The following is a 12,591-nucleotide window of genomic DNA, read 5'->3' on the forward strand; positions in this document are numbered from 1 at the left end:
TTGGTAGAGTTGAATGATCTGTTGTTTAAATTCGGAAGTGAACGTACGGCGTTCTCGCTTGGTCATTTTGAATTCTCACTTATCTGTAGTGTGTTAAGTGTATCTGCCCTTAAAACTTCTGTCCAGATAAGTGTAGACGATTCAACTAATTGAAAATTATTTTATGTAGCAACAACCTTCAATCGAAAATGAATATTCAATAATTGTCTCAATAATACAAGATTTCACAAAAGTTAGGGAGGGTTAAAAAAATAACCCTCCCCTTATAAAAATCGATATGTTACAATTTTCGTTTGGATCAAACTTTGTTTCAAAGCTACAGTTAGTCAATACCCTAACCTTAAGGTTAGGGTTAATCTGGATGCACTGGATCTCCGGTATGACAAGGTTCCTTAGAATTTTGGAATAAAATTAAAGGAAGAATCAATGAGGTTGTTTAAGCTGAAATTGTAGTTCTTTTACAAATTATGTATGATTTTAAATATGTTAAAATATTACTATAGAAGTTTGGTAAAGGGGGTATAAAATGTTGAGGGATAAATAAATTAATGAACAACATAAATGATGATATTGAAAAGTGGATAAAAACAGATGAAATTAGTTATCGCGGTCACTATCAGTTATTTCTTTCTTAGTGTTTCTTATTTTGACACTGAATGTTTTCAATAACATTCGTGGGGAATCTGGATTTAAGGTATATGATCTCTAGGGTCGCACCCAATATTTATTTCCAAATTTTAGAAAAAAATCTAAGGGAAATTATTATTCATTATTTATAAATAAAATCTAATAAATCTTATTATTAAACTATAAGTATTTTCTTGAAGAAAGGGATTAATATGATTCTTATTAGCTTTATATTAATAATAGTTCTAACAATAATCGCATTCATAGTTTATTTACGCATAATATTAAAAAAGATAGACCCCAAATACTTTTTAAAATATATGAAAGAAAATGATGATTTTGCTTTTTCTCTTAAAAGAAATAATATAATCGAATGCTCAATTAATAGTCAAAAAAAGTTAGTTTTAGCAAGCACTGTGAAAATTATAATAGCCATTGAATTTGCAGAACAAATTTCAAAAGAAAAAATCAATCCAAAGACTAACATTTCATTAGATGTATTAGATGTATTTTACCTACCTAAAACAGATGGTGGAGCCCATCCTGAGTGGATTAACTATTTAAAAGTGAAAAATTTAATTCAAAATAATCAAGTCAACATAGTCGAAATAGCTAAAGGTATGATTAATTTTAGTTCCAATGCAAACACTGAATTTCTTATTAATGAATTAGGATTACATAACATCAACAACCAACTTAAAAAACTAAATTTGAATGATCACGACCCTCTTTTTAACTTTGTTTCATCTGTAATGATTCCAGCTTACTTATTAAGCACGGTACCCTCCCTTACTAAAAAATCATTAAAAAAGAGAATGATTGCAATGTCTAAAAGAGAATATGAAGATCTTTCGAAAGAGATTAATTCAGCACTATTGCAAGGTAAGCTAAAGGAATTAAAAAAGAAAGTAATTCCAATGTCAGAAAGTTTACAAAAAAATTGGTCTGATCGATTACCCAAAAGTACATCGAATGAATATTTAAGAATAATGAGTATCTTAAATGACAAACAAATATTCAATAATACAATGCAAGAAGTTTTAGACAAATTGATGGAACAATTAATGGAACATCCTAATAATAGTGAATGGCTTAAACATGCTGGACAAAAAGGGGGTTCTACATCATTTGTAATTACTAATGCTACTTATGTTACGGATAAAGAAAACAATAAGACAGAAATAGTTTTTTTAGCAAATAATTTAGGTTATTTAGAATACATGAAGTTAAAAATAAATATGAATAATTTCATTTTGAAATTACTGAAAGATGCAAATTTTAGAAATGAGTTTACTATAATAAATAAGAAGAGAACTTGTTAATAAAGATTTGCACATAACCCTGTCAAGTAGACAATAAAAACAGAGTATTTGCGGCCTTTCCTCATCGGGGAAAGGCCGTTAAATTTTTCGGAAGCGATCCGTATTGTAGAAGTCTATATACCTCTAAATAGCTACATAAGCTTGCTCTGCTGTTCTTGGGCGTGCCAAAATAACTTCTAGCTTTAATTCTTCTGTATATGTTTGAAAGATTTGCCCCTTTTTTGCCATAGAAAAACCCCCTCCCAGATAGACTGTTAAGAACATTTTATCATGCTCTCTTTTTTCTCTGTCTACCTGTAGGGGATAATACCATTCTCTTTTATTTATTATTTTTTTTATGAAACCAAATTAATAATAACATTGCAGCAATAACGAATGATAAGCAAAGATATACTGAAAAATCCCAACGAATATATGCAATAATAGAAACTGCTAGCACAGTAAAAAACTCAATGTTTAATAGCAACGTTATTTTTTTCATTTATCAAATATGATTTCTAATTCATTTGCATTATAATTGTGTTCATCTTTTTTTGTACTAGATGCATAATTATCCCAAAATGCTTGTTTTACAACATATTTCCCAGCAGCTACAACAGCTTTAGTTGCTAATTTCCATGTATAAGGGGAAACTTCTTCTCTAGAAGTTGTACTATCTGTTACTGTTATTTTGTTATTTTCATGATGATCGTTACCAGAGAAAGCCGATGTATAAAGTCCTCCAGATAACAATATAATTGTAGTTAAAACTAAGGTAAAAATACTTTTTTTCAAATGACACATCTCCTCTATTAATTAATATTATTATTATTATTGAAACATTGATCATCACATTTTCCAGTAGGAATAATATTACGCTTTTCTGCTATATAATCATAAACTCTTTGACCTAAACCAATCCAGGTAGAAATATAAAGTATTGGAAGTAATGGCCACAAAAAAATTATTCTTTTAGAAATTTGTATGAAACTATAAACTCCTTCATTAAGTTTACTAGAGTTGCTTTTAAGACTATGGATTCTTTTTTCTAGTTTCTCGATTTTTAAATCATATTTATTAGTTACTTCATCATTTCTGAAATTTACTAATTTTACAAGATTAAAAACATCTAACTTATTCACTTTATTCATACTTTTAATACAAAATGGGCACCATCCATCATAGAATACAATAATTCTTTGAGATTTAATAAGTTTTACTTCCCCTAAAATTTTAAAAAATGCCAATATTTTCGTTTTAAACCATCCCCTTTTTTTTGAAAAAAACACATGAAGCTTACTGTATTCAGAATCCGTAATTAAAAGGAATTCAATTACTATTAATGTTAAAGAAAAACTAATTAACCCCATTGATATAGCAATTCCTAAATGGAAAATAACAACGGAAAGCACAGCTAAATATTTTGTTTTTTTATTAAATAATAAAAATGGAAATGAAATTTTGATAATAATTGATAGATAAGTAAGTATTACAACCAATAAAGTACTATTCAATATAATATCCCTGAAAAAAGGATGAGAAAATTCATCAACTTGTAAAATATAATAAATAGCTGTTCCGTTACTCCACATTTCACCCATTGCTTGATAAAGCCCAGAGGTTAAATATAAAATACATAATTGTATAATTGAAGAAATAACAGCGAAATTATGTAAAATTGATTTCATTTTGTTAAAGAAAGTATACTGTTTGTGACTTCTTTTTTCTTTGTATTTTTCAGAGTCTAAAGAAAAATATGTTGTACAATTAGCGAATAATAGATAAAACAATATTATTCTTAGAATATTGTCTCCTCCATCGCTCATATACAAACTATTTTCAATAATAGCGAAAGTAAGAATCCAATTTAATAATGAAATAATTCTTCCTTTCCATCCCACGATGAACAATATCGTAATAAGCATACCGACATGGTAAATAAACTCAAAATAATATACTGAATCTACTAACGTAAATATATTTACTTTTAATAAGAGTATTGGTTGAGTAATACTATTTGGTCCCCATAAAACATGTCTTTGTGAATAATTTATAGCATATAGGAACAAGATAATTAATCCAAAACCTATTCTTGCTAAACTTGCTCCAATTAAAAATCTTTCTTTAGTAAAATAGTTAATAAAACCTTCCAATTTTTTCTCTTTTAATAATTCTTTACATTCCATTTAGTCACTCCTTATTACAAAATCGGAGATATTTCGATTTTAGGCTCCCAATTAAACTCGTATATGGATTCCCAATCTTTAAATTTATTAAAATTATTCTTTCTAAGCTTTGATCTTTCTGAAAATGGGATGCTGTCTTTTCTAATAATCCTAATTTTTATCATTTCAATATTATTATTAGGATACTGGAAGTTTGCATACGAACTAGCATATCTAAATATAATTTCTTTTCCTGTTTTAAATTGTTCTTTTTCTTCAATTTTTTTCTCTATTTTTTTAGTTTTTTCTTCATATTTCAATGTGATCTCATCTTCTTCAAATAATTGTTGAATAACACCAGAACTTAATCTAGAAATTCTATTATATGGGCTAAAATAATTCTTATGATTTCCATCAATAAAAGGTGTTGTAATATCTATCCATTCAGAATTTTCTCCATTAGTCTGTGTCTTCATTTGAATTATTCTATTAGATGAAATAGGTTCCGGCGCAAAAAGGTGCCAATTTTGAACAAATAGTGGATAAGTATATCCGTCAATAATATGACTATATTTATTTGATAAAGGATTCAATGGCATCACATGAAATAAGATTATTACAAAATGAAATAGAGTAACCAAACTTAAAATTATAGGAAAGATTACTAATATTATTTTTTTGTTTAAAGTTATCAATTATATACACCCTTTTAAAAGTTACTCTGTAATAGCAGAGTAACTTTAATTCTTACTTATCAAATACTACTTCTTTTTTCTTAGCACTTACATCAGCTTTATCTAGGACAGCAGTAAAGCCAAAAAACGTTCCAACTTTATCAGCTGATGAAGTACCAGCTTTCCATCCTGCTCTCGCGACAGCAAACGCAGCCTTCACTTTCCAGTATGGTTGTGCTACTGAGTCTTCATTGTTGATTTTCACTTCATGCTGAGCTGGCTTTGATACGTTAAGATTAGCTGAAGAAGCTGAAGTATATATCGAACTACCAGCTAATAAAGTTAAAGTTAAAGCAGCTGAAACTAATCCTTTACTTTTCATAATTTAATCTCCTTCAATTTCCTTGTTTTGTTAAAAATTAAAATATTTTTTTGTTTAAAGTTATCAATTATATACACCCTTTTAAAAGTTACTCTGCAATTGCAGAGTAACTTTAATTCTTACTTATCAAATACTACTTCTTTTTTCTTAGCACTTACATCAGCTTTATCTAGGTCAGCAGAGAAGCCAAACAAAAACGTTCCAACTTTATCAGCTGATGAAGTACCAGCTTTCCATCCTGCTTTCGCGACAGAAAACGCAGCCTTCACTTTCCAGTATGGTTGTGCTACTGAGTCTTCATTGTTGATTTTCACTTCATGCTGAGCTGGCTTTGATACGTTAAGATTAGCTGAAGAAGCTGAAGTATATATCGAACTACCAGCTAATAAAGTTAAAGTTAAAGCAGCTGAAACTAATCCTTTACTTTTCATAATTTAATCTCCTTTAATTTCCATGTTTTGTTAAAAAATGCAATCATACGAGATATTAACATAAAGATACAATTCTTGAATTAAATAGTAAAATTTTTTATTAATCTGAAATCCTAGATTTTCAGTGGAGAGTTTAGCAAATCAATATCATGTTTTTTCTTCAAGTGTATAAATTATCTTTAATATTTGATTAAATTTTAAGCGTGCATAATTAAGATGATAGTCTAAAAGTTTCGTTTTGCTTGTTTGAAGTTTGTATTTCTACGCAAGGACTTACATTAGATTTAGAAGGATAGTAAAACCTTTTTGATATTCTAAACCTTATAAAATCGTCTAGGATTCCAAATGTTTTTAAACTCTCTATATCTTGTTCGTCGTTCCAATCCACAATAATAAAATTCTCATAAAAAAAATGAATGATTATTATTGTCATCCCCAATCTTTACTCACCAATAATCAGAAACACTCTCACCTTTCATGTTAAAATTTATAACTCCCTGAAACTGTACAGACATATGATTATTCATTTAAGAATCCCTCCTTTACTACTTAATGAGTAACTAACACATCGGAAATTATTTACTGTAGCAACAACCATCAATTCGAAAATGATGTTCAATAATTGTCTCTATATTACAATGTTTACCAAAAAATAGGGAGGGGTAAAAAAATAACCCTCCCCTAATAAAATCCGATATGTTATAATTTACGTTTAGATTTTAGATTAACGCTATACTTATCTATCTGATACGATGTAGAATAAAAGTTAATTTATACAAAATAAAGATCACGTTCATAGCAAAATTAAGTATAAAAAATGGCTCCCTATTTTGAGGAGCCAAATTATTAAACATTTAATTTTTTTTTAATAGACTGAATTTGTTTTTTTACTGTTTCTACAGATTTAAAAAGTGTTTCCGCAATCTTCTTTCTGCTATACCCTTTTTGTTGAAGGATATAAATTTCCTGTTCCGAGGAGGTAAGTATCCGTATTTTCTTTTCTTCCTTCATTTTGGATAGTAAGGCTGGTGAAGCATCGGAATGTATTCGGTTTCTACCTTCAACAGCTTCCTGTATAGCTGATATGATGTCAAATATACTGGATTTGTTTATATAATTGATTGCTCCAGATTCAAAGGAATTTATAATGACTTCTTTATCAACAATTGAAGTAAGGGCAATTGTTTTAATTCCCTGATTGCTTAATATTTCTATAATCTCAATTCCATCTAAATTAGCTCTAGTCAAATTAATATCAATTAATGCAACATCTATTTCAGGTTCCTTTATTAAAACTTCTAACATTTCTTCCTTACATACAACAACGTCAACTACATCGATATTATCTGTCTCTTTTTTAATGTACTTGGATATATTCTCCTGCCAAAAAGGGTCATCTTCTACTAATACCACTTTTACATTCTTTTTGTCTTCCATTTTTATCCTCCATTTCAAAACTATACGCTTATTTAAGCGTTCAGTTTTGTTGGATTTATTCGAGATTTAGGAAACTGGATAATGACAGAAGTCCCTTTGCCCTTTTTACTATGAACAAGTATCTCGCCATCATGCGCTCGAATGGCTTTATAGCAAAAACTTAGTCCTAATCCATGATTTTTTATATTTTTCTTTGTTGAAAAGAACGGTTCCATGATTCGTTTCATTTCTTGTTTAGGGATTCCGATACCATTATCGCTTACCTCAATACTTATTCCATTTTTTATCTTAAACAATTGAACAAGTATCTGACCTTTTGGAACAATAATAGCTTCTATAGCATTATTTAAAATATTGTTAATTGTTTCTGCTAACAGAACATTGTCACAATGTAACGTAACATCAGATTTTAACTGTCTTTATTTCAATACCCTCTACTAATTCAAAGTCTTTTTTAAAGAACATGACGGCACAAGAAAAAGCAAGGAATAGTGTACTTATAGAGATAATCCAAAACATTCCCTTAAACGCAAATTTTCCTTGTAACATGCTTACCGCAGCTCCTACAGCAAGGGAAACATACCAAATACGTTTAAATAGTTTACTAAGACTTAAAGACGACTTTTCTCGTTTGATAGATTGTTTGTTATCGATATCGTCCATTACATTAAATCCTTTCAAATTTTTAATTTTTCTTTTTTACTTTCAGCATAAGCGAAAAAAATTCTATTTCATATAGAAAAATATTTCCACCTTGTTGAACTATCCTGCCCCTATACTTGCATAAGAAAAGGAGCTGCTGAATCAGCTCCTGGTAATGAAGTAAAGCACCCGTTAGTTCTATAACTTTACATCTTATCTTACAATGATTTTACATTCTTTTTTATATACCTGACAACATCAAATGGTGTAGATTCTCCATTAATTAACACATCAAGTGCTTTATGCTTATCATCTAACGTTAACTTATAGACACGTTGGACGGTTACATCGTCATCTTCTTTCGTTACATTTAACTTTATTTTTAATGTATCCCCTTGTTCCTCAAGGTCGGTAATGACTTCACCTTTTGACTGATAAACAACATACGCCGTCTTTTCCCCTTCATTAATTAGTTGAAGTGTACTTTCAGAGTCAATTGCATCTTGTACATCGTCTGGTACAACTTCTAATTCGCTAATACTTAATGTTGAATTATTAGAGTTACAAGCTGTTAAAAGAATTGATGCGAATAAAATTAATACTATTTTTCTCAAATTTTTATCTTCCTTCCCTTAAATTAACGACAAAAATTACCTTATTATACCATTATACCTTATTTCACTAACCTGCCCCGATAGTTCAATAAGACTTATTGTAGAGGTGACATATACTGTGACATAAAAAAAAAGACGGTTTTACCGTCTAATAGATTGCACTAGTTTTTTTAGTAAAAATAAAACTAGTATAGCGAAAAGAGAAGTTAGAATTAATCCTGGAATATTGGACGAATCTTTTTATGGATTCGTCAACAATTTTTCTTCATTTGACCCAAGCTTGATCGTGTATTCAGTCGGTATCCATAAGCCTGTATTCTCATTTCTTCCTTGGAGAACATATTTCGGGTTGTTTTTGCCCATCCGTTCTGCAGCTGTTTTCGAAAGCTTGCCGATATCACCTGTTTTGAGGCGGTTGATAATTAAACCGAGTTTCAAACTCTTTATTGTCAGCATTTCATAATCAGTGCTGCTGTCTCCCGCTACGAATATCGGACCGTATCCGCCCCGCGTTTTGGAGATGGCGTGTTCGATCACTTCCACCTTACCTTCTCGAGCAGTGATCGGCCAATTGTCTTCATATTCTGCTTGAGTAATTCCTTCCTTCTTTTTTAATCTCATCCCAAAGACATTTTCCTTTGGAACGTTGTAGCCGTATTTTGGATTTGACGAAAACACCTCCACCACCTCTTCCATCGAAGCCGAAATAACAAAAACGTCAATCCCATTCTCCATAAAAGTATGCATTAAGTTTGCGATTTCCGAGGCCAGACGCAGTCCTGTTTTATAGGTAACTTGAACAGTACCGGCTTTTCCTAACATTGACCCAGGACTGATAAGCGTCACCGATGCCATTTCCGCCCCTAAATTATAATCGTTTGAAGCCTCTGCAAGCTGCTGTACTTCTTCGGTCGACATGTTGGCAAATAAATAAAGCACCCATGGATATCCGATTTCAACACCGTATGTTTCCCCAATGGCTTCATACAGAAAGTACATTTTCGCTTTAAAATCTTTAAACTGATCAGTTGAATGAAGCGTTTCTAACCTCTCTTTTCCATTCATCCCATTATAGTTGGAATAAAGAAAGTCGTAATCGCGCTTCAGATCCTCGGAGATTTCCTTAAGAGTTACCGCATTTCCTTGAAGGTTTTTAAACTCTTGTGAAAAGGGTCCATTCGGCACATTCTTTTTGATCACTTCATAAAACTCTTCCGGTTGCATGTTATATGCCAAGTGATCAATTTGATAAAGAAAGAGGGCCTCCTCCGTATCATTCATGATGCTCGTATGATCCCAATCAAAAACAACATAAGGTTTTCGATTTGGATCGTATCCTGTACTTCCAGCACAATGCTTATCAATTAGGTTTTGAACAGACTTATAGGTGTCAGGAGCCCATTTCCCTTTATCCAGCACTTGAATACAATGGCCCTCCCTATTTTGCGGAGTTGAAACTGCTTTTCCGCTTGCAGCCGCTCCTAAGGAAGCATACAAAAACAAGCAAATAACGATCATGCCAAATAAAGCTTTTAATTTAGTTCTCTTATTCATATTATCCCTCCCTAAAAAATGCAAAAGACGCCTGCCCAATAGCTCGTTATTAGCTATTGAAACAGGCGCCATTGCCGATTGATTCTTTTATGCATAAATATTATCACGAATTTTCAAAATAATCAATTATTTATTCATGGTTCTTTTCTTAACAATTGTAACTTTATAAAAAAGGATTTCTGTAATACTTATTCAATTAAGCGCCTGTTTTGCTCAAAAATCACAAAAGAGCTACATTAATACGGCTAATTTTAACATCTTACATGTTTGCGTTTAAAACCAAGCCTTCCTTTATCAACTGCTTTTTGAATACTTTCGTAAGCATTTAGAATACTGCTTTTTTTCTTGTCCCGTTTGACTTCTAATATTCCTATTGCCTTTGCGGTCTCGACTGCCTTTTCATGGAGTGGCACATATGAAATCGCCACGGTGTATAGAAAATTATTCATAGCGGATTTCGTTCGTTCTGGCGAATCGTGAATCGTATTTTTCACAATGTCAAGCATATTGGAAATCTTGCTTTCTGAAAATTCAACGTCTAGTCGATTCCCTAAAAGCCAGCAGTAGCAACTCCAGCCCGCTGACATTCTCAGCTCTTCACCGCTTGCGATCCATTTATCTGCAACTTCTTGTGCAATATCTGACTCTGATAAAGTTACAGCCACTACAAAATCGGACAGCATATAAAAATACGCAGCATCCATCCAACGATCATAATCCGACTCAGTCATGGCTTTTGGGTCTGCAATAATGCCTGCAAAGTACATTGCATCGTAGTTCCCCGTGGAATAAAGCTCTTCAGCTAAACTTTGACTTATTTTTATTTTCTTTGCAATTGGTTTCATAGCTCCTGTAGCCACGCCAAAAAGCGGCTCATGCGCACCATTGGATATGTATATTTTTTTAGTTCGTTCCTTGCCAAGGGCTTCAAGCTCCTGCATAACCATTTCTAAATTCATCGTTTAGCACTTCCTTCTTTTTGGAGTTTTTCACCTAATATTTTACCCATCAAATATATGACCATTATCCTATAACAAACTACCATTTGTCAGCAGAACTACCGTCTAAGCATATCAGTGTTACGCAGGAATCCACTAAATGCATGTTGGCACTTTGTTCTCGAACAGATGGTAAGAAACAACGCCTTCTGTTACAGCCAAGGCTCATCCTTTTTATAAAAAGCGTTTTACCAGGTCTATTGTTGTGGTTTTTTCTAGATTTTTTGTTTTTTTAATTTTCAGGGAGTTCATTAAGAATAAGGCGATACTTCAATAAAGAATTAGGGTATATCCTGTTATGTATTACTATTAGTTCATTTATTTAATTTCATTTTAGACTTTAAATTTAAGATAAACTCGTACCCGAAAGCTACTAACAATCCAGTCCAAAAAATTACAACGGAAGTAAAAGGCTCAATTCCATATATTAGAAAGTAAATAAAATTTATAAATAATAGCAACATATAGGTGTAAAAACCAAGTATTGCCCCTTTTCTCCAATTAATTGACTCTTTTTTAGACATACTTCTGAAGAATTTCATTTTAACCCTCCACAATATACATTTACCCTTGCAGTTCCATTAATGCTCTTTAGTCACCCTACTGCGAATCTTTTTGTCATTTTCGAGTATTTGAAGTAAAGTTTGCCCATTTGCAGAAAGAAAGGCACATAAATATACGTTCAATTGAATTGGACGATATTTGGCTGTCTGTATTATGACAATTCCCCCATGCTCTGACCCACTAAAATAACCTGTTCAGATTCACAGCCAAAATGCTGAATAGACGGTCAGTAAAGTCTTCCAAGGTAACTTTGGAAGACGCGGTTTTATCCTTTTCATGTCCGGGTAAACCCAAGGTTAATACCTGATATCAAGCTCCACAAAGGGACAACCCTCTCCCAGTCCCTGAACTAACAAATATGTACTCATATAGTCACTCCTTTTTATCTTACGCTTCATTTAAAAATTCAATTAAAGTCCACCGTCTAAACCATCAATCTTTATCCCTCTACTCCAATCACGAGTGACTTTTAATTCATGATCTATGGTGGTTATCGTGACCTCTCCTTCTTTCTCATAAACTTTAGATGAATTCCCGTCATAAACCTTAAATTCCGTTGTGTATGTGTAATCTATTGTGCCGTCTTCATTTTTCCTTTGTTCTTCAAGCTTCACATCTTGCACTTCAATGCTTTTATTAATTTCTTTGGCTACCAATGAAGGGATTGAATAATAACGGTTAAGAATTTGGGCATTATATTCATCTTCTGATAAATATTCTTTAACATTGTCTGCAATTTCAGCAAAGGTCGGCGGATTGGCTGGATCTTTGATGGTATATCGTGCAGTATAATAGCCTTTAAATAACTTTTCAGCCTCTTCCACTTTGACCACATTTTCCTCTTTAACAGGTTTCCGCTCTGATGCCTCACCGTTTTCTTTGACTACTTCCTTGTTACATGCACTTGCCCCTATAATCAGCACAAATAAAAACAATGAGCCAAGAATTTTTTTTATATTAGCCACCCCATTTTTATACATTTCAACTATTACCAAAATGAATTTTATTAATGGTATGAGAAGCTTTTAGTTGTTCAAAATAAGATGAGGGCAGATTACTTGTCATACAAAATCAACAAAAAACAAAAAATATATTGAAATATCAATTTTATTTAGTTATAATACGATACGTTCTTAAATATTAGTTTGCATATAATTTTTAGAAAATTTAATAATTTTCCAAAATAGTAAATTTTGGTTTTT

At 31.5% G+C, this 12,591-nt stretch carries 13 protein-coding genes; 1 reads left to right on the top strand and 12 read right to left on the bottom strand.

Annotated elements, in window-relative coordinates; translation table 11 throughout:
• The first annotated feature begins 839 nt into the window (after nt 1-839).
• Complete coding sequence (locus tag ACFX4L_RS16140) at nt 840-1,949, top strand: serine hydrolase (protein ID WP_377405631.1); 1,110 nt, start codon at nt 840-842, stop codon at nt 1,947-1,949.
• Nucleotides 1,950-2,426: 477 nt separating this feature from the next.
• On the opposite strand, the gene ACFX4L_RS16145 is transcribed toward ACFX4L_RS16140, so the two are convergent.
• The 12 genes from ACFX4L_RS16145 to ACFX4L_RS16200 form a co-directional block, all read right to left on the bottom strand.
• Nucleotides 2,427-2,723, bottom strand: coding sequence for a hypothetical protein (locus tag ACFX4L_RS16145; protein ID WP_289319562.1), 297 nt, complete (start codon nt 2,721-2,723; stop codon nt 2,427-2,429).
• Between the two features lie 17 nt (nt 2,724-2,740).
• Nucleotides 2,741-4,114 (bottom strand): DCC1-like thiol-disulfide oxidoreductase family protein, encoded by a 1,374-nt coding sequence (locus tag ACFX4L_RS16150; RefSeq protein ID WP_377405633.1) that lies wholly within the window; start codon nt 4,112-4,114, stop codon nt 2,741-2,743.
• A 14-nt stretch (nt 4,115-4,128) separates the two neighbouring features.
• Nucleotides 4,129-4,788 (bottom strand): DUF5819 family protein, encoded by a 660-nt coding sequence (locus ACFX4L_RS16155; RefSeq protein ID WP_377405635.1) that lies wholly within the window; start codon nt 4,786-4,788, stop codon nt 4,129-4,131.
• 52 nt (nt 4,789-4,840) lie between these two features.
• Nucleotides 4,841-5,149, bottom strand: coding sequence for a hypothetical protein (locus tag ACFX4L_RS16160; protein WP_377405637.1), 309 nt, complete (start codon nt 5,147-5,149; stop codon nt 4,841-4,843).
• A 119-nt stretch (nt 5,150-5,268) separates the two neighbouring features.
• Entirely contained in the window at nt 5,269-5,580 is a 312-nt protein-coding gene (locus ACFX4L_RS16165) for a hypothetical protein (protein ID WP_377405639.1), read from the bottom strand.
• Between the two features lie 846 nt (nt 5,581-6,426).
• The gene (locus tag ACFX4L_RS16170) at nt 6,427-7,017 is read right to left on the bottom strand and encodes a response regulator (RefSeq protein WP_377405641.1); all 591 of its coding nucleotides are present in this window, start codon (nt 7,015-7,017) and stop codon (nt 6,427-6,429) included.
• Nucleotides 7,018-7,049: 32 nt separating this feature from the next.
• Nucleotides 7,050-7,394, bottom strand: a complete 345-nt coding sequence (locus tag ACFX4L_RS16175; protein WP_377405670.1) for an ATP-binding protein — start codon at nt 7,392-7,394, stop codon at nt 7,050-7,052.
• 25 nt (nt 7,395-7,419) lie between these two features.
• On the bottom strand, nt 7,420-7,680 hold the full coding sequence (locus ACFX4L_RS16180; protein WP_377405643.1) for a hypothetical protein: 261 nt from the start codon (nt 7,678-7,680) through the stop codon (nt 7,420-7,422).
• Nucleotides 7,681-7,877: 197 nt separating this feature from the next.
• Nucleotides 7,878-8,273: a peptidylprolyl isomerase gene (locus ACFX4L_RS16185; protein WP_377405645.1), complete on the bottom strand. Its 396-nt coding sequence runs from the start codon at nt 8,271-8,273 to the stop codon at nt 7,878-7,880.
• Between the two features lie 240 nt (nt 8,274-8,513).
• Nucleotides 8,514-9,827: an HAD family hydrolase gene (locus ACFX4L_RS16190; RefSeq protein ID WP_377405647.1), complete on the bottom strand. Its 1,314-nt coding sequence runs from the start codon at nt 9,825-9,827 to the stop codon at nt 8,514-8,516.
• Nucleotides 9,828-10,078: 251 nt separating this feature from the next.
• A complete protein-coding gene (locus ACFX4L_RS16195; protein ID WP_289319548.1) occupies nt 10,079-10,786 on the bottom strand; it encodes a DNA alkylation repair protein in 708 nt (235 codons plus the stop codon).
• A gap of 1,013 nt (nt 10,787-11,799) precedes the next feature.
• On the bottom strand, nt 11,800-12,369 hold the full coding sequence (locus ACFX4L_RS16200; RefSeq protein WP_377405649.1) for a hypothetical protein: 570 nt from the start codon (nt 12,367-12,369) through the stop codon (nt 11,800-11,802).
• Between the last annotated feature and the right edge of the window lie 222 nt (nt 12,370-12,591).

Origin of the sequence: Peribacillus sp. YIM B13482, from assembly GCF_042787975.1 — a bacterium.
In the GTDB taxonomy this organism is placed as follows: domain Bacteria; phylum Bacillota; class Bacilli; order Bacillales; family DSM-1321; genus Peribacillus; species Peribacillus simplex_A.

What these genes read in the sequence shown, in the direction of transcription:
- ACFX4L_RS16160 (WP_377405637.1), bottom strand. Translation starts at nt 5,149, where the DNA reads ATGAAAAGTAAAGGATTAGTTTCAGCTGCTTTAACTTTAACTTTATTA.
- ACFX4L_RS16165 (WP_377405639.1), bottom strand. Translation starts at nt 5,580, where the DNA reads ATGAAAAGTAAAGGATTAGTTTCAGCTGCTTTAACTTTAACTTTATTA.
- ACFX4L_RS16200 (WP_377405649.1), bottom strand. Translation starts at nt 12,369, where the DNA reads ATGTATAAAAATGGGGTGGCTAATATAAAAAAAATTCTTGGCTCATTG.
- ACFX4L_RS16195 (WP_289319548.1), bottom strand. Translation starts at nt 10,786, where the DNA reads ATGAATTTAGAAATGGTTATGCAGGAGCTTGAAGCCCTTGGCAAGGAA.
- ACFX4L_RS16180 (WP_377405643.1), bottom strand. Translation starts at nt 7,680, where the DNA reads ATGGACGATATCGATAACAAACAATCTATCAAACGAGAAAAGTCGTCT.
- ACFX4L_RS16140 (WP_377405631.1), top strand. Translation starts at nt 840, where the DNA reads ATGATTCTTATTAGCTTTATATTAATAATAGTTCTAACAATAATCGCA.
- ACFX4L_RS16170 (WP_377405641.1), bottom strand. Translation starts at nt 7,017, where the DNA reads ATGGAAGACAAAAAGAATGTAAAAGTGGTATTAGTAGAAGATGACCCT.
- ACFX4L_RS16150 (WP_377405633.1), bottom strand. Translation starts at nt 4,114, where the DNA reads ATGGAATGTAAAGAATTATTAAAAGAGAAAAAATTGGAAGGTTTTATT.
- ACFX4L_RS16190 (WP_377405647.1), bottom strand. Translation starts at nt 9,827, where the DNA reads ATGAATAAGAGAACTAAATTAAAAGCTTTATTTGGCATGATCGTTATT.